The organism is Paenarthrobacter sp. Z7-10, assembly GCF_026932795.1.
In the GTDB taxonomy this organism is placed as follows: Bacteria; Actinomycetota; Actinomycetes; order Actinomycetales; family Micrococcaceae; genus Arthrobacter_M.
This window is the reverse complement of record NZ_JADPVH010000007.1, coordinates 51,912-67,923: the sequence shown is the minus strand read 5'-3', so window position 1 is coordinate 67,923 and position 16,012 is coordinate 51,912. Positions and strand designations below refer to the sequence as shown.

At 65.0% G+C, this 16,012-nt stretch carries 15 protein-coding genes; 9 read left to right on the top strand and 6 right to left on the bottom strand.

Annotated features, from left to right (window positions below):
* The first annotated feature begins 48 nt into the window (after window positions 1-48).
* Window positions 49-1,899: a 2-succinyl-5-enolpyruvyl-6-hydroxy-3-cyclohexene-1-carboxylic-acid synthase gene (menD, locus tag IV498_RS03770; RefSeq protein WP_442951271.1), complete on the top strand. Its 1,851-nt coding sequence runs from the start codon at window positions 49-51 to the stop codon at window positions 1,897-1,899.
* A gap of 69 nt (window positions 1,900-1,968) precedes the next feature.
* Here the strand turns inward: menD and IV498_RS03765 are convergent, their stop codons facing one another.
* From IV498_RS03765 to IV498_RS03750, 4 genes are all read right to left on the bottom strand, one after another.
* Entirely contained in the window at window positions 1,969-2,796 is an 828-nt protein-coding gene (locus IV498_RS03765; RefSeq protein ID WP_330059153.1) for an amino acid ABC transporter ATP-binding protein, read from the bottom strand.
* The gene (locus IV498_RS03760; protein WP_269045212.1) at window positions 2,793-3,764 is read right to left on the bottom strand and encodes an amino acid ABC transporter permease; all 972 of its coding nucleotides are present in this window, start codon (window positions 3,762-3,764) and stop codon (window positions 2,793-2,795) included. Before IV498_RS03760 ends, IV498_RS03765 begins: the two co-directional genes overlap by 4 nt.
* Complete coding sequence (locus IV498_RS03755) at window positions 3,761-4,705, bottom strand: ABC transporter substrate-binding protein (RefSeq protein WP_269045211.1); 945 nt, start codon at window positions 4,703-4,705, stop codon at window positions 3,761-3,763. Before IV498_RS03755 ends, IV498_RS03760 begins: the two co-directional genes overlap by 4 nt.
* A 164-nt stretch (window positions 4,706-4,869) precedes the next feature.
* Window positions 4,870-6,354: an isochorismate synthase gene (locus tag IV498_RS03750; RefSeq protein ID WP_269045210.1), complete on the bottom strand. Its 1,485-nt coding sequence runs from the start codon at window positions 6,352-6,354 to the stop codon at window positions 4,870-4,872.
* A gap of 203 nt (window positions 6,355-6,557) precedes the next feature.
* Between IV498_RS03750 and IV498_RS03745 the strand changes: the two genes are divergently transcribed.
* The 4 genes from IV498_RS03745 (at window position 6,558) to IV498_RS03730 (ending at window position 10,871) form a co-directional block, all read left to right on the top strand.
* Window positions 6,558-7,319 (top strand): demethylmenaquinone methyltransferase, encoded by a 762-nt coding sequence (locus IV498_RS03745; protein ID WP_269045209.1) that lies wholly within the window; start codon window positions 6,558-6,560, stop codon window positions 7,317-7,319.
* Window positions 7,320-8,645 carry a geranylgeranyl reductase family protein gene (locus tag IV498_RS03740; protein ID WP_269045208.1) on the top strand — a complete coding sequence of 442 codons (1,326 nt, stop codon included), beginning with the start codon at window positions 7,320-7,322 and terminating at the stop codon, window positions 8,643-8,645.
* The gene (locus tag IV498_RS03735) at window positions 8,642-9,745 is read left to right on the top strand and encodes a polyprenyl synthetase family protein (RefSeq protein ID WP_269045207.1); all 1,104 of its coding nucleotides are present in this window, start codon (window positions 8,642-8,644) and stop codon (window positions 9,743-9,745) included. Before IV498_RS03740 ends, IV498_RS03735 begins: the two co-directional genes overlap by 4 nt.
* 295 nt (window positions 9,746-10,040) lie before the next feature.
* The gene (locus IV498_RS03730) at window positions 10,041-10,871 is read left to right on the top strand and encodes an endonuclease domain-containing protein (RefSeq protein WP_269045206.1); all 831 of its coding nucleotides are present in this window, start codon (window positions 10,041-10,043) and stop codon (window positions 10,869-10,871) included.
* Between the two features lie 131 nt (window positions 10,872-11,002).
* Here the strand turns inward: IV498_RS03730 and IV498_RS03725 are convergent, their stop codons facing one another.
* Window positions 11,003-11,428 carry a hypothetical protein gene (locus tag IV498_RS03725; RefSeq protein ID WP_269045205.1) on the bottom strand — a complete coding sequence of 142 codons (426 nt, stop codon included), beginning with the start codon at window positions 11,426-11,428 and terminating at the stop codon, window positions 11,003-11,005.
* A 38-nt stretch (window positions 11,429-11,466) separates the two neighbouring features.
* Complete coding sequence (locus tag IV498_RS03720) at window positions 11,467-12,111, bottom strand: trimeric intracellular cation channel family protein (protein WP_269045204.1); 645 nt, start codon at window positions 12,109-12,111, stop codon at window positions 11,467-11,469.
* 186 nt (window positions 12,112-12,297) lie between these two features.
* On the opposite strand from IV498_RS03720, the gene IV498_RS03715 reads away from it, so the two are divergent.
* The 4 genes from IV498_RS03715 to ligK all read left to right on the top strand — a co-directional run bounded on the left by IV498_RS03715 (window position 12,298) and on the right by ligK (window position 16,008).
* Complete coding sequence (locus IV498_RS03715; protein ID WP_269045203.1) at window positions 12,298-13,206, top strand: ABC transporter ATP-binding protein; 909 nt, start codon at window positions 12,298-12,300, stop codon at window positions 13,204-13,206.
* 2 nt (window positions 13,207-13,208) lie between these two features.
* Complete coding sequence (locus IV498_RS03710; RefSeq protein ID WP_269045202.1) at window positions 13,209-14,501, top strand: ABC transporter permease; 1,293 nt, start codon at window positions 13,209-13,211, stop codon at window positions 14,499-14,501.
* Window positions 14,498-15,229, top strand: coding sequence for a sirohydrochlorin chelatase (locus tag IV498_RS03705; protein ID WP_269045201.1), 732 nt, complete (start codon window positions 14,498-14,500; stop codon window positions 15,227-15,229). Before IV498_RS03710 ends, IV498_RS03705 begins: the two co-directional genes overlap by 4 nt.
* Before the next feature lie 98 nt (window positions 15,230-15,327).
* A complete protein-coding gene (ligK, locus tag IV498_RS03700; RefSeq protein WP_269045200.1) occupies window positions 15,328-16,008 on the top strand; it encodes a 4-carboxy-4-hydroxy-2-oxoadipate aldolase/oxaloacetate decarboxylase in 681 nt (226 codons plus the stop codon).
* Window positions 16,009-16,012 lie beyond the last annotated feature (4 nt).

Sequence of the window (16,012 nt, the reverse complement as noted above, 5' to 3'; positions counted from 1 at the left end):
CTGACCCGTACCGGCCATGCTTTTGGATGCGCCGCAAGGCTGCTGCTGATGCGCTTAGATGGAGGGATGGGTTCCCTTAGCTCGATGGACGCCGCCCGGCTGGCGGTTCAGGCACTGCTCGACGGCGGCGTCCGGCAGGTGGTGCTGGCACCGGGATCACGGAGTGCGCCGCTGTCCTACGCGCTGGCCGAGGCGGAGGGAGCCGGGCTGCTGGAGCTGGTGGTGCGCGTCGATGAGCGCGTGGCCGGCTTCACCGCGCTGGGTCTGGCGTTGGGATCCGGTGCCCCCGCGGCCGCGGTGACAACCTCCGGGACAGCGGTGGGGAACCTGCTGCCGGCGGTGATGGAGGCCAACCATGCTGCCGTTCCACTGCTGATCGTCTCCGCCGACCGGCCCGAGGAATTGCGGGGGACGGGTGCCAACCAGACCACGTTCCAACTGGACCTGTTCGGCGAACACGTGCGATTCGCCGTCGACGTTCCGGCCGGGACTGATCCGAGCGGGGCCATTGGAACCGCGCTGAGCGCCGCGCAGGGACGGTTGCCCGGAACGCCGGCAGGCCCGGTGCAATTGAATCTGGCCTTCCGCGACCCGCTGACTCCTGCCCTCGACGGCAGTGGCTGGGCAGAGCCGGACGGCGGCATTCCGGAGGGCACAGACGCGCTGCTGGAGGGCACGGACGTGCTGCTGGATAGGACCGACGACGTGCTGGACGGGATGGAGCGCCAGCTGCGGGACATGCCGTCATGGCCGGACGGTGCCGCCGCTGACGGCGCAGGTACCGGCGCTGGCAAACTAACTCCTGGTCTGCAGCCCTCGGGCAGCAGCAGCAGCGGGGTTGGCTTGCGCACTGTGGTGGTGGCCGGACACGCAGCGGGACCGTCGGCGGAGGAGTTTGCCCGCGCACTGGACCTGCCACTGCTGGCCGAGCCGTCCTCCAATGCCCGCTTCGGACCCAACGCGGTCGGTCCCTACCGGTTGCTGCTGGAACATTTGGGCCCGGATATCGAACGTGTCGTGGTCTTCGGCCGGCCCACGCTGTCCCGTCCGGTGGCAGCGCTGTTGGCGCGCGCGGATGTGAAGCGTGCGCTGTATCTGCCGCGTCCGGCGGCGTGGTTTGTCCAAGGCCGCCGGAGCGAGCAGATTATTACCGGCTGGTCCGAGCTCGCCGACTTCGCCGGCTACGGCCCATCCGGCTGGCTGAACCGCTGGCAGGTCGCCGCGGCGGCATCAGAGACTGTTCTGGAGGAACTGCTGGCCGGCGAACCGGAGCTGACGGGTGTGCAGGTGGCCCGGCTGGTGTGGGAACATCGCGCCGCGCCGCTGATGCTCGGATCGTCCAATCCGATCCGGGATGTGGACTTGGCGGGCCGGCCGCAGCAGGATGCTGGAGCACCCGTCTACGCCAACCGAGGTTTGGCCGGCATTGACGGAACGCTCGCCACCGCGGCCGGCATTGCACTGGCGAACGGGACACCAGTGCGTGCCCTGCTTGGTGACCTGACGTTCCTGCACGACGTGGGCGCGTTGCTGCTGGGTACGGGGGAGCGCGTGCCCGATCTGCAGCTGATTGTGCTCAACGACGGCGGCGGCGGCATTTTTTCGCTGCTGGAGCACGGCACGTTGGGCCGCAGCCCCCGGTACGCCGCCGTCGTCGAACGCCTCTTTGGCACACCGCATGCGGCGGATCTGGCGGCGCTGGCCGGTGGTTACGGCGTCCGCCACCGCCTGATTTCGACGACGGAGGAACTGGCAACAGCGCTCGCGGAACCGGTGGCCGGCCGGTCCATCCTGGAGATCCGCAGCTCCCGGGAGGGCCTGCAGCGGCTGCATGCCCGGCTCCGCGGGGCTATCGCAGCGGCCTTAACAGCCGCCGTCGAGCCGCCTCACGGCAGTTGAGCTGACACTGCGCGCCCATGTTTGGAACGACATGAGAGCGCAGTGCCACCTCAAAGGGTTGCGCTGCAGCTAGAGCACGCGGCCCAGGAACTCCTGCGTGCGGGCATGCTGCGGATTGGCGATGATCTCGCGCGGATCTCCGCTTTCCACCACCACGCCGGCGTCCATGAACGTCAGCGTGTCGCCAACCTCGCGGGCAAAACCAATTTCGTGGGTCACCACGATCATGGTCATGCCGGAGGCGGCCAGGTCCTTCATCACGTTGAGCACATCGCCGACCAGCTCGGGATCCAGGGCAGAGGTGGGCTCGTCGAAGAGCATCAGCTCCGGTTCCATCGCCAGCGCCCGGGCAATGGCCACCCGCTGCTGCTGGCCACCCGAGAGCTGCGCCGGGTAGTGGTTAGCGTGGTCGGCCAGCCCCACCCGGTCCAGCAGCTCCAGCGCCTTGGACTTTGCCTTCGCCTTGGGCTGCCGTTTGACCTGGGTGGGCGCCTCGATGATGTTCTGCACCGCGGTGCGGTGTGGGAACAGGTTGAAGCGCTGGAACACCATGCCGATTTCGCGGCGCTGACCGGCGATTCCCTTGGTGGTTAGATCGTGCAGCCGGCCATTGACCTCGCGGTAGCCAATGAGCTCATCCCGGACATAGATACGGCCCGCACTGATGGTCTCCAGCAGGTTGATGCAGCGCAGCAACGTGGACTTTCCGGATCCGGACGGCCCAATGATGACCGACACCTCACCCTGCTTGACCTCCATGTCGATGCCGCGGAGCACATGGTGGGAGCCGAAAAATTTGTGCACGTCCTGGATCCGCACCAAAGTTTCCCTCTCGGCCAGGGGGGTGGCGGCCGGCGCGGCCGGCGTCTTGATACGGTCATTCGTTGGCGAACTCATACGTGGCCACCTTCTCCGGGGACGACGGTTTGCGTGGTGTGCGCGGCCGTCACTGCCTGTGTTGCCTTGACGGGGGCCGGGACCAGGTTGTCCACGCCCTTGCCGTAATGACGCTCGATAAAGTACTGCCCCACCATCAATAGGCTCGTGATCACCAAGTACCAGATGGCTGCGACGATCAGCAGTGGAATGGGCAGGTAGGTGCGGTTCGCGATGCTGTTCGTGACGAACGTCAGGTCCAGAGTGAACGGCACCGCCAGCACCAGCGAGGTGGTCTTGAGCATACCGATGGTTTCATTGCCTGTTGGCGGAACGATCACCCGCATGGCCTGCGGCAGGATAATCCGCCACATGATTTTGGACTTGCGCATGCCCAACGCCTCGGCGGCCTCCATTTGGCCGTTGTCCACGGACTTTAGGCCAGCCCGAAAGATTTCGGCAAGGTAGGCGGACTCGTTCAGTCCCAGGCCCAGCACGGCGGCCACGCCTACGGTGATCACATCCTGGGTGTTAAAGCTGAACAGCTGGGGTCCGAACGGCACGCCGGCGGACAACTTTGGATAGAGCACAGCCACCAGCCCCCAGAAGGTCAGCTGGGTGTAGACCGGGGTGCCGCGGAAAAACCAGACCCAGACCCAGCTGACATAGCGGAAGAGCGGGTTGTCCGACTGGCGCATGAAGGCCAGCAGGATGGCAAGCACAATCGCCAGCACCATCGACAGCACGGTCAGCAGCAGGGTCCAGCCGATTCCCTGGACCACCAGCACGTCCAGTATGTAGGTGCGTACCGTGTCCCAGCGGAAGTTAGGGTTCGTCGCCAAGGACTGTCCTACGAGTGCCAGGACGAGAATAATCACGACGGCTCCGGCCCAGCGGCCGGGATGGCGGACCGGAACAGCCGAGATCAGCTCAGGTTTGCTGCGGGGCCGTCCCGACGTGGACGTTCCGGCTGGGGCGGGGCTGCTCAACTGCCGACCGCCGGGTTGACCTCGGACTTGCTGATCGCGCCCTTGGTGTTATTCCAGGCTTCAAGAATCTTGGTGTAGGTTCCGTCGCTGATCAGTTTGTTCATGACTTTGCTGACCACCTCGGCCAAGGCGGTGTCCTTTTTGGCAACAGCGATGCCCTGCGGGGCCGCGTCGTAGAGATCGCCCAGCAGTTCCAGCTTGTCCCCGGTCTGGGACAGCGCGTAGTTGATGATGGGAGAGTCGGCGGACATAGCGTCGATGCTGCCGTTGACCAGCCGGGTGGTGACGTCGGTCTGGGTTTTCAGCGTGACGACCTTGATGGCCGGCTTGCCCGCGTCCGTGCATTTCTTGGATCGGCCGGAAACATCCGGGTTTTCTTCGACGGTTCCGGTCTGGACGCCCACGCTCTTGCCGCAGATGTCATCAAGGGAGAACTTCTTGGGGTTGCCCTTCTGTACCGCCCAGAGTGTGCCGGCGTTGAAATAGCTGACCAGGTTGACGGCTTTAAGCCGTTCCGGTGTGATCGTGAAGGAGGAGATCCCCAGATCGTATTTGGGACCAAGGGCCGGAAGGATCCCGGTGAAATCCGCGGTGTGCACGTCTGCTTTCAGGCCCAGGGTGGCAGCAATGGCCTTGGCGAAATCGACGTCGTAGCCGACTGGGGTCTGGCCGTCCGATCCACCGAGCGCCTCCGCCGGTGCGTAGGAAGTGTCCGAGCCGACGTCGATGGTTCCCTTACTCTTCAGCGCCGCCGGGACCATGGCTGCCAAGGCATCGTCCCTCTGCACGGTCGACGGATCAAACTTGGTGGATCCCGAGGGGGCAACGTTTGAGGTTTGGGAAGCAGTGGTGCAGCCGGTGAGTGCCAGCGCCGCGGCGGCGGCCACGGCGGCAAGCCTGATGCTGACAACTTTGACCGGCAGCGTGGAGGAGAACGGCATGTTTTTACCTTTGGTTTTCTGGTACGGAATGGGTGTTGACTTAAAGTGTAGCCCGAAGAGATGTACATCACAGACAACAACGTTTTACTATTCGACAACTTGCCGAGGGGAATGACAACAGCTGTCCCGCAGGTCCTGTCTGGAATACCGGATTCAGCGACCTGTCAGGGCCGCAGTCCCAGTGCCTGCAGCATGGGACGGAATTTCGCCCAGGTTTCCGCCAGCTCGGCCGCGGGATCGGATGCGGCGACGATGCCACAGCCGGCATACATTCGCACGCTGCTGTGGGATTCCAGTACTGCCCCGCGCAGGGCGATGCCCCACTCCCCGTTGCCGCTGCCATCCAGCCAGCCGACCGGACCCGCGTAGGGTCCGCGGTCGAGTTTTTCCAGCCGGCGGATGAGGGCACCGGCTTCCGTTCGTGGTGTGCCGCAGACGGCGGCGGTGGGATGCAGCGCTTCCACCAGCGCCAGCGGCGTGGGCAGGTGGCCGTCGACGTCGGCCAGCTCGGCCTTCACATCCGAGGCCAGGTGCCAGACGTTGGGCAGTTCCAGGATGAAGGGTTCCTTCGGGAACGAGAGGTCCGTGGCGAACGGCGCGAGTTGGCGGGTCAGGCTCCGAACGGCAAAATCGTGCTCGTGCCGCTGCTTCCGGGATCCGGCCAGCACCTGGCGGGCGAATTCTTCCCCGTCCGGGGCGCCGTCGCGGTCAAGGGTTCCGGCAAGGACGCGGGCCTGTGCCGTGGTTCCGTCCACTTTGATCAGGATTTCCGGCGTCGAGCCCAGCAGCCCGTCCACGCCGTAGGTCCAGCATTCGCTGTACTTATCCGCCAGCGCGGCCAGGATGCCGGCGCGGCTGACAGGTGAGGCGAAACGGGCCACGACGTCACGGGCCAGTACCACTTTTTCCAGTTCGCCAGCCTCGATGGCCGCCACGCCCTGGGCAACCGTGTCCATCCATTCCTGCTCGCTCAACGAACCCGTGGAAAGCACCGCCGCGGCGGGATCGTGAGAATCACCCGCGGTGTCCGCCCTTGTCCCGTCAACAACTGTCCCGTCACCAAAACTGTTTGGCACCGTGGCCGTTTGGGGGCCCGCCGCGGCCAGCAGCCGGGCCAGTTCGCGGTGGGCTCCCTTGGCAGTGAGTGGAGCGTCGTCGAACGTCAACTGCGTCAGCCAGGCCTGCGAATCCCGGAAGCCCACCACGGCGCGCGGGATGATCAGCCGCGATTCGTAGACGGAGACTTTGGAGAAAGCAAAGGACCCGAAGGCCAAGGCGCCGGAGCCTGGCAACCGCACGTTGTCGCGGACCTCGGCGGTTGCCAGCACGGACTTCCACCACTGTTCAGCCTCGGAAAAGCGCTCCGGACCGCGGGAAGTGAACCGGGCGGTCTCGCCGAAGCCGGCCAGCCCGTCGCCGCGGCGGCTCCAGCAGAGCACATCATCGACGCGCAGGAAGTCAACCAGGCGCCGAAACAGTGCCGTCTCCCCGGCCTGGGCGGCGGGGTCGGCGGTGGGAGCCGTCAGTTCCCCGGCATGCGAGGCGGGATCGGCGGTGGGAACCGTCAGTTTCCCGGCTTGAGCGGCCAGCAAAGTGTTCAGCAGGTGCGCGTCCAGCGGGACGGTGAGGGTGGCCAGGGACGCAGTCATGATGGTTAAACATTACTCTGCGGCAGCTGCGGTACCGCACGGGTGTTGGCGGCCGGTGCCCCGTACCTCTAGTGCCAGTCCTAGTGCCAGCGAACCGGCGCCAACGACCGGCAGCGGCGCGTCCCGGCACCGGTTGGGTACAGTCCCTGCCGCGTCCCTGCACCGTTTGGGCGCGGCAGCTGAAAATTTGAGAGAATAGAAACGTGACCCGAGCATCGTTGGAGAAGCGTCCGGAAGAAGTAGCCGCAATGTTTGACGACGTTGCCCCCAAATATGACGTCGTCAATGATGTCCTGTCCATGGGGCAGACGCGGCGCTGGCGCCGGATCGTGGTGGAGGCCGTCTCGGCAAAGCCCGGCCAGCGGGTCCTTGACGTTGCCGCCGGAACCGGGACGTCCAGCGAGCCGTATGCGGACGCCGGGATCGATGTGGTGGCGTGCGATTTCTCCGTGGGCATGCTCAAGGTGGGGAAACGCCGGCGCCCTGACATTGATTTCGTCGCAGGGGACGCGACCAACCTGCCCTTTGCGGACAATTCCTTCGATGCGTCGACCATCTCCTTCGGACTGCGCAATGTCAGCGCTCCGCAGCAGGCCCTGCGGGAGATGCTGCGGGTCACCAAGCCCGGCGGAAAGCTGGTGATCGCGGAGTTCTCCCATCCCACAGTGGCGCTGTGGCGGACCATGTACACCGAGTACCTGATGCGCGCGCTGCCTGCCATTGCCACCAAGGTCTCCTCCAACCCGGTGGCCTATGTGTACTTGGCTGAATCCATCCGCGCCTGGCCGGATCAGGATAATCTGTCGGCGTGGCTGACGGAGGCCGGCTGGAACAATGTGGCTTACCGCAACCTCAGCGGCGGCATCGTGGCCGTTCACCGGGCGCATAAGCCCGGCCGCGGGGATGTGGCACCCACCGGTCCGCTGGCCAAGGGCCGGCGCAAGTCTGTCGGGACTGGGAGCTGAATGAAAGTCCTCATTGTTGGCGCCGGTCCCGCCGGTTCAACGGCTGCGTATTATCTGGCCAGGGCCGGAGTGGATGTCACGGTGCTGGAAAAGACAGCCTTTCCGCGTGAAAAGGTCTGTGGCGATGGATTGACGCCCCGGGCCGTACGCGAAATTGTCCGGCTCGGACTGCCGCACCCGGAATCCGACGGCTGGCGCCGGAACAAGGGGCTGCGTCTGGTGGCGGCGGGGTGCACAGTTGAGGTGCCCTGGCCGGAGCTGAGCGGCTTCCCGGATTATGGACTGATCCGCACCCGGTTGGGATTTGACGAGGCCTTGGCCCGGCATGCCGAGGCCGCGGGCGCCGTCGTGCGTGAGCACCACAGCGTGACCTCCGTCCTGCTGGACGACGACGGCGGCCGGGTGCGCGGCGTGCGGGCGGCAGTGTTGGACGGGGCCGGCCGCAAGACCGGTGAAACCGTGGACTTCGCGGCCGATGTGGTGCTCGCCGCGGACGGTAACTCCAGCCGGACAGCTATATCGCTGGGCCTGCACAAACGCGGCGACCGGCCGCTCGGCGTGGCCGTCCGCACCTACTTCACCAGCCCGCGGCACACCGACGACTGGATGGAGGGCTGGCTGGAATTGCCGGATAAGTCCGGCAATCCGCTGCCTGGCTACGGCTGGGTCTTTGGCGTGGGGGACGGCACCTCCAACGTCGGCCTGGGCATCCTCAATTCCTCCCGCGAGTTCGGCCGGCTGGATTACAAGCAGGTGTTGCGCACCTGGACCGCCGGCATGCCTGCGGATTGGGGATTCACACCGGAGAACCAGGTGGGGGAGATCCGCGGCGCGGCGCTGCCCATGGGTTTCAACCGCACCCCGCACTATTCGCCTGGGCTGCTGCTGCTCGGCGACGCGGGTGGAATGGTCAGTCCGTTCAACGGCGAGGGCATTTCTTATGCGATGGAGTCGGCCCGCTTCGCCGCCGAATTCATTGTCCAGGCCGGGGGCGCGAGCTCGCTGCCGGCCCGCGATGAGGTGCTCTCGCGCTACGCCGTGCACATCAGGGACCAGTGGGGCAGCCACTTCACCCTTGGCAGGGCGTTCGCCGCAATGATCGGCAGGCCGGCCATTATGAAGCTGGCGCTGCGCACCGGCATGCCCGTTCCGCCCCTGATGCGCTTCGTGGTGCGGATGCTGGCCAACCTGACCGAAACTCCGGGGGGCTTTGAGGATAGAGTGATTTCCCTACTGGAGAAGCTGGCTCCGGCCACTACCAACCAGTCTGTCCAGCCGCTGCCTCCGCAGTCATCCATCCTTCCAAAAGTTAGTGTTAAGCCGTGACTACTTCCGCAGACCGCAGCTGGACCCACGCCGGGCATGGCCTGCCCCATCCGGCTGAGCCTGATCCAACCACGCTGGCCATTGCCACGGGGTTAATGCTGCCGCAGGGCTTTTCCGACGTGGCCACGGATCCGGAGCTGGGACCGGTCATGTCCATGTCGATGGCGAAAGTGGAGAAGGAACTGCGGGAGGCCATCGCCAATTCGGATCCGCTCGCCGATGCCACCAGCCGGCACCTGGTGGAGGCGGGCGGCAAACGGATCCGCCCGCTGCTGACGCTGCTTGCCGCGCAGCTGGGGGATGGATCCCATCCTGATGTGGTCCGTGCCGCCGTCGTCGTCGAACTGACGCATCTGGCCACCCTGTACCACGACGACGTGATGGACTCCGCGCCGTTCCGCCGCGGCGCCCCAACCGCGCACGAGGTCTGGGGCAACAGCGTGGCCATCCTGACCGGCGACCTGATCTTCGCGCGCGCCTCCATCCTGGTTTCCGAGCTTGGCGCCCGCGCACTGGGCATCCAGGCGCGCACCTTCGAGCGCCTGTGCCTGGGACAGCTGCACGAGACCGTCGGACCGGGCGCGGACGAGGATCCGGTGGAACACTACCTCTCCGTCATCGCGGACAAAACCGGTTCGCTGGTGGCCGCCTCCGGGCAGCTCGGCGCGATCTTCGCCGGCGTGAGCGAGGAGATCCAGGATGTGCTCGTGAACTATGGCGAAAAGGTTGGCGTGGCGTTCCAACTGGCCGACGACGTCATTGATGTGACGGGTCTGAAGCAGGTTTCCGGAAAATCGCCGGGCACCGACCTGCGTGAAGGCGTGCCCACCCTGCCGGTGCTGATCCTGCGCCGGAGCGCGGCTGCCGGGGACGGGCCGGCCGCAGCGGTGCTGGAGCTGGTTGACGGGGACCTGAGCACGGATGAGGTGCTGGCCGCGGCGGTTACGGCGCTGCGGGAGCATCCAGCCACCGCGGAATCCTGGGCAGTGGCCCGCCAGTGGGCCGACGATGCGGTCGCAGCGCTGGCACCGATTCCCGATGGCAAGGTCAAGTCGGCGTTGGCGAGTTTTGCCCGCGCCGTCGTTTCCCGCGAGGTCTAGCCGGGCTGTTGGGGCGGGGTCCAGCCGGGCTGTTGGGGCGGGGTCCAGCCGGGCTGTTGGGGCGGGGTCCAGCCGCTGCCGCCGTCGTGCTCTGAGATCTGACCACCTTTGGCCAACTCATGAGCTTGTAATCCGGCGTGTCGGCTATCTAGTCGGCGTGTCGCTGGCAAAACTGGTCAGAAGTTGGAAGCCGCCTAGCCGACTGGCCCTGCACAACCAGCAGGTTGGCGCCCGCTGTCCACTTCCAGCCGTTTCCCCACTGATCCTGGCGCTCTGGCAGGCCACCATGGCAGGCATGGACCTTATCCGAGCGATGAAGTGTTCCGGGGGTGTCGCGAGCCGCCAATCGCTGATGGGGCGCGGCATCACCGACGGCCAGATCCGGCAGGCCCTGCGTGACGGCATCGTCAGCAACGTCCAGCGCGGCATCTTCCAACTGCCCGAGGCGGATCCGTTGTTCCTGCAGGCCCACGCGCTCAAGGGCGTTCTGACGTGCGTCTCAGCTGCGCCTTATTACCAGCTTTGGTGCCTGCACGGTCATGCCGAACTTCACCTTTCCTGCCGCAACGGCCTGCCCCGGCCTTCCGCGGTGACGCATCGAAAGCTCCTGTTGCCGCCGAACCGGATCCAGCCGATAGCCGCCCTGGCCGACGTTCTGCTCGATGCTCTGCATTGCCTGCCCCGCTTCGAAGCACTGGCCATGGTGCAGTGCGCCGTCGGACGCGGGGATATCAATAAAGCATTCCTGCGCGGCCATCTGGCAGGGAACCGGAATGGCGGCGCCCGTGCAGTGCTGGACCTTGTGGGGCGGCGTGCCGACTCTCTGCTGGAACCAATTGCCCGGGTGCTGTTCCGGGAGGCTGGCTTTTGGACCGAATGCTATGTGCGGATCGACGGGGTGGGGGAGGTCGATTTCCTGCTGGAGGGCTATCTGGTCGTGGAGATCGACGGCGGCACGCACTTTGAGCCCCGGAGCATTAAGAAGGACCGGCGGCGGGACAACATGGCGGTCGTCGGCGGCTACCTGGTCCTGCGCTATTTCTATGACGACGTTGTCCACCATCCGCAGCGGATGACGGCTGAGGTTGCCGCCGTGCTCCAAAGAGGCCGGGGATGGCGTCCGTGACCAATTGTGGGGTGAAGAACTTGGCTCTTGGAACTGACCATCTTTGGCCGCGGTGTGACTTATCCACGCGGCGTGTTGCCCGATTTGCCGGTGTGTCGCCAGGAAAACTGGTCAGAAGTTGGCTCGGGACGCTAGTCGTCGTCGTCGTCCGAGAAGACCCAATCGAACATGTCGAAGACGAACTCGCTGAACGTGCCCTCTTCGCTGACCCAGCTGCCCTTGGCATTGTTCCGCCGCCACACGATCGGATCCGGAACCGCGAGCTGATCAGCACGGAATCCCCAAGTGAAAGCCTCGTCCTCGTCCTCCAGGAACAGCAAATAACCGTCCTGAAGCTCCAGCTCCTCCGGGTCCCAGAAGTAGTGGTAGGCCTCCATCAGTTCCTCGCAGTTGCCCACGGCATGCAGAAACTCGCGCAGCACCTGCGGCACCCGCAGCTGGTGTTCGGCCAGGATTGCGTCCAGCTCCGCCAGCTCAATGCCGTCGGACTCCTGCCACGGTTCCTCAAGATATTCGGGCACGAGACCGCGGAATTTGTCCAGGAACATGTCGCTCATGCAGGGCTCCAAATCGGTGGGGGATCGCAAAGACAATCCTAGTCGCGGATGGCGGCGGTTCGTGTCCAGCCGCGCGCCGCCAGCGGAGCGTGCCAGCGCTGCCGCCACGCCAGCACGCGCAGGCCAAACACGACGACGGCGGTGGTTGTTCCGGTGAGCAGGTTTAGGGCACCGGCGCCCCACAAGAGCGTGGTCAGGCCGGCACCGAGAAAAGCCGGAATGGCGTAGAGGTCCTTCGAATCGAAGAGCTGCGGCACCTCGTTGGCGGTGATGTCCCGCAGCAGGCCCCCGCCTACCGCCGTGGTGACGCCGAGCAGGATGGCAGTGACAGGATTCATTCCGGCAGTCAGCGCTTTAAGCGTGCCGGTGACGCAGAACAGGGCAAGTCCGCCTGCGTCGAATAAGGTCAGCAGCCGGCCGCCGCGCTCGGCATACTGGAACAGGAAGTACACCAGCACCGCAGCCACGACGGGCGGCACCACGTAGAGCGGCTGCGAGAACGCGGCAGGCACCCCGGCATTGATAATGACGTCCCGGACCACGCCGCCGCCCAGGCCCACCATGGATCCAAGCAGCAGAGAGCCAATAATGTCGAAGCCGCGGCGTGCGGCCAGCAGGCTGCCGGACACGGCGAAAAAGAAGACGCCGAGAAGGTCCAGAGTCAGTGAGATATTCCAATCCATGGCCTGTGCTCCGATTCCTCCAGGGAACCGTGGTTGGTTCGCTGCAAGCCTACGGCGCGCGCCGGCTGCGGCGCAGATCCGGCGGCTTCCGGGTGCCCTCGCTAAGCTGGGCCAATGACATCGGTGCGGACAGGTACTTCGGTACAGACCCAGGGCGAACCACTGGTGCACATTGAAGGCTTCCGGATGGACTTTGGCGCTCAGACGGTTATCCGGGATTTGTCCTTCGATGTTCACCGCGGAGAGACGTTCGGCTTCCTGGGCAGCAACGGCTCGGGCAAGACGACGACGATCCGGGCACTGCTGGGCATCTATCGTCCCACCGCGGGCACTCTGCACATTGATGGCAGGGTCTTTTCGGATACCTATGGCGCCAGACTGGGGTATCTGCCGGAGGAACGCGGCCTGTACAAAAAGGAATCCGTCCTTGATGTCATGGTGTATTTCGGGCGGCTCAAGGGCCTGACGGCACAGGCAGCCAAGGAATATTCCTGTGGATATCTGGACCGGGTGGATCTCGCGGACAAGGCCACCGTGCGGCTCGACAAGCTCTCCGGCGGCCAGCAGCAAAAAATCCAGTTGGGCGTGACCATTATGAACGACCCAGAGCTGCTGATCCTGGATGAACCCACCAAGGGGTTTGATCCGGTGAACCGGAGGCTGCTGATGGACATCATCGAGGATCGGAAGAAAGCCGGCGCAACCGTGGTGATGGTGACACACCAGATGGAGGAGGTTGAGCGCCTCTGCGACCGCATCGTGCTGCTGAAGGACGGCGAGGCGGAGGCCTACGGCACCATCGACGAAGTCCAGAACCAGTATGGTGGGCGCACCGTGCGGCTGCGCTACGCCGGAACGGTTCCGCCGTCGTCGGCGTATGACGTGGTGCTGCGCGAAACGAATTACGCCGAGCTGGCCCTGCACGACGGCGTTGATGAGGCCGACGTCCTGCGCTCGCTGATTGAGGCCAGCGTCACGGTCCGCGGTTTTGTTGCCGCCAAAAGATCGCTCGAGGACATTTTCATCCAAGTTTACGGTGAGGCGGACCATGCGGCCGGATCCGCACCGGTTCCTGCCGGAACGAAAGGGAACTAGTCATGGGCCGGCACAATCTGCGCACCGTGGTGTCCTTCGAATTCCTGCGCACGGTCAAAAAGCGCCGGTTCTGGATTGCCACCCTGGCCATTCCGATCATCCTGGGCATCGTCTTTGGCCTGGTGTACCTGAGTAACTCCGCCACCAGCAGCACCGCCGACGCCCAGAAGAACGACAAGCTGGCATTCAGCTATTCGGACTCCTCGCACCTGATCAGCCCCGAGCTCGCCGCCTCCTTCGGCGGAACCGCGGCGCCGGATCCAGTGGCGGCCATCGCCGCCGTTAAGGACGGCAAACTCGACGCGTTCTTCGCCTATCCCCAGGACCCGACGCAGGACACCGTCGCCGTGTACGGCAAGGACAAGGGCATTTTCAAGAACGGCGCCTACGATGCCGTCGCCAAGCAGCTGCTGGTGCTGTCCGCGCAGCAGAAAGTCGGATCGCCGCAACTGGCGGCACTGATCCAAGGGGACTTCCAGACCGACACCAAAACCTACAAGGACGGTGCGGAGTCCGGTGGCCTGGGGACGGTGGTGCCGCCGCTGCTGTGCCTGGTGGTCTTTTATGTCACAATCATCCTGCTGGCCAACCAGATGCTCTCCTCCACGCTGGAGGAAAAGGAAAACAGGGTCACTGAAATGATCCTGACCACCCTCAATCCCACCACTTTGGTGGTGGGAAAGGTCATTTCGCTGTTCCTGGTGGGCCTGCTGCAGATGCTGGTTTTCAGCACACCGACGGTCCTCGGCTACCTGCTTTTCCGGAGCAAACTCAATATTCCGGACTTTGACCTGTCGCACCTGACGCTGCAGCCGGGACCGATGATTGTGGGCGTGCTGCTGCTGGTGGGGGGATTCATCCTGTTCACCGGGGTGCTGGTGGCGATCGGTGCCGTGATGCCCTCGGTCAAGGAGGCCGGAACCGTATTCGGACCCATCATGGCGCTGATCTTCGTACCGTTCTACATCGTCAGCCTGGTGATCAGCGATCCGCAGGCCATCATCGTGCAGATTTTTACCTATTTTCCGATGTCCGCACCTGTCACGGCCATGCTGCGCAATGCCTTTGGATCGCTGAGCCCGGTGGAATCAATCGTGGTGATCGTGGAGCTCTTTGTGCTGGGCTTCATCGCGCTGCGCCTTGCCGTGCATCTGTTCCGCTACGGCTCCATTGAATACTCGCGCAAGCTTTCGCTGCGGACGGCGTTTGGCAAGAACCGCCACGTTCCGGCGGCCGCTGCTGCAGCCGGTTCTGCCCGGATGGCCGCCAACAGCAACAGCCAGCCCGTCCGATGAGCCCGACGACGGCCCCGGTCCTCATTGCGTGCGCCCACGGCACCCGCAGCGGGGACGGCCAGCAGCGTCTCTTCCAACTCCGGGCGGCGGTTGCCGCCCAGCAGCCGGGTCTGAACGTGCTGGAGGCTTATGTTGACGTTCAGCACCCGGCATTGACCGAGGTGATCGCAGCCCTACCCGCGGGTACCCCCGCCGTCGTCGTGCCCTTGCTGCTCTCCGTCGGCTACCACGTTCAAGTGGACATCGCGCGCGCGGTCGCCAGCCGGCCAGAGCTGAAAGCGGCGGCGCCGCTGGGCCCGGATCCGCAGCTGGCGCGGCTGCTTCACGATCGCCTGCTGGCCGCTGGTTTGGAAGCGGACGACGGCGTCGTGCTGGCCGCCGCTGGATCTTCCGTCCCGGACGCGGATGAGGACGTCCGGGAGATGGCCCGACTGTTGGGCAGCCTCATTCCGAACCGGATCGGAATCGGGTACGGAGCCAGCGCCGAACCCGCTGTGCCGGACGCCGTTGCCGGGCTGCGGGCGGAAGGGTTCGCGCGGGTCGTTATTGCCAGCTACCTCCTTGCGCCGGGATTCTTCCACCAGCAGCTGCTCAAGGCCGGTGGGGACGCCGTTGCCGGGCCGCTGCTGCAGGCGGGCCAAAAAGGCCCAGACCAACCGGCCGGGGGCGGGTCGTCCGCTCTGGCGGAGTTGGTTGTGGAGCGCTACCGAGCAGCCCTGGCCCGGTAGGAACCGGCCGGCAGGGAAGTCCTCGGCTTAAGGAATCCTGCCTCGGCACGCTTTCTGAAGCAGCAGGGCCGCTGACCAACTAAAGGAGGAAGACGCTGATGCAGGAACTTGGAGTTGTCTACCGCAGTATTAACCGTCCCGCACGCGCGCACGTCGAAGCGCTGGCGGAGTTTGGCGTCAGCACCATTCATGAGGCAATGGGGCTGGGCCTGATGCGCCCCTACATTCGGCCGGTGTACTCTGGCGCCAGGTTCTGCGGCACCGCCGTGACAGTGCTGCTCCAGCCAGGAGATAACTGGATGCTGCATGTGGCAGCCGAGCAGCTGGAACCCGGCGACATCCTCGTCGCCGCCTGCACTACCGAGTGCGAGGACGGATTCTTCGGGGAGCTGCTGGCGACGTCGGTCAGCGCCCGCGGCGGCGTGGGTCTTGTCATCGACGGGGGGTGCCGCGACGTGACAGCACTGGAAGAGATGGACTTTCCGGTCTTCAGCCGCGCGATCAATGCCAAGGGAACCATCAAGGCGACGCTGGGATCGGTCAATGTTCCCGTCATTTGCGCGAACGCGCTGGTTAATCCTGGTGACGTGGTGATCGCGGACGTTGACGGCGTCGTCGTCGTGCCAGCCGACCGTGCCGGCACGGTGGCCGAGGCGGCACGCGTGCGGGCAGCCAATGAGGAGGGCAAGCGGCGCAGGTTCGCCGCGGGCGAGCTTGGCCTGGACATGTATTCCATGCGCGAACCGCTCGAGGCTGCGGGACTGCGGTACATCGATTAGGGAA

Excerpts from the sequence above, each read along its gene's own strand:
- menD (WP_442951271.1), top strand. The coding sequence starts at position 49 with ATGCGCTTAGATGGAGGGATGGGTTCCCTTAGCTCGATGGACGCCGCC.
- IV498_RS03765 (WP_330059153.1), bottom strand. The coding sequence starts at position 2,796 with ATGAGTTCGCCAACGAATGACCGTATCAAGACGCCGGCCGCGCCGGCC.
- IV498_RS03755 (WP_269045211.1), bottom strand. The coding sequence starts at position 4,705 with ATGCCGTTCTCCTCCACGCTGCCGGTCAAAGTTGTCAGCATCAGGCTT.
- IV498_RS03750 (WP_269045210.1), bottom strand. The coding sequence starts at position 6,354 with ATGACTGCGTCCCTGGCCACCCTCACCGTCCCGCTGGACGCGCACCTG.
- IV498_RS03740 (WP_269045208.1), top strand. The coding sequence starts at position 7,320 with ATGAAAGTCCTCATTGTTGGCGCCGGTCCCGCCGGTTCAACGGCTGCG.
- IV498_RS03730 (WP_269045206.1), top strand. The coding sequence starts at position 10,041 with ATGGACCTTATCCGAGCGATGAAGTGTTCCGGGGGTGTCGCGAGCCGC.
- IV498_RS03725 (WP_269045205.1), bottom strand. The coding sequence starts at position 11,428 with ATGAGCGACATGTTCCTGGACAAATTCCGCGGTCTCGTGCCCGAATAT.
- IV498_RS03720 (WP_269045204.1), bottom strand. The coding sequence starts at position 12,111 with ATGGATTGGAATATCTCACTGACTCTGGACCTTCTCGGCGTCTTCTTT.
- IV498_RS03715 (WP_269045203.1), top strand. The coding sequence starts at position 12,298 with ATGGACTTTGGCGCTCAGACGGTTATCCGGGATTTGTCCTTCGATGTT.
- IV498_RS03710 (WP_269045202.1), top strand. The coding sequence starts at position 13,209 with ATGGGCCGGCACAATCTGCGCACCGTGGTGTCCTTCGAATTCCTGCGC.
- IV498_RS03705 (WP_269045201.1), top strand. The coding sequence starts at position 14,498 with ATGAGCCCGACGACGGCCCCGGTCCTCATTGCGTGCGCCCACGGCACC.
- ligK (WP_269045200.1), top strand. The coding sequence starts at position 15,328 with ATGCAGGAACTTGGAGTTGTCTACCGCAGTATTAACCGTCCCGCACGC.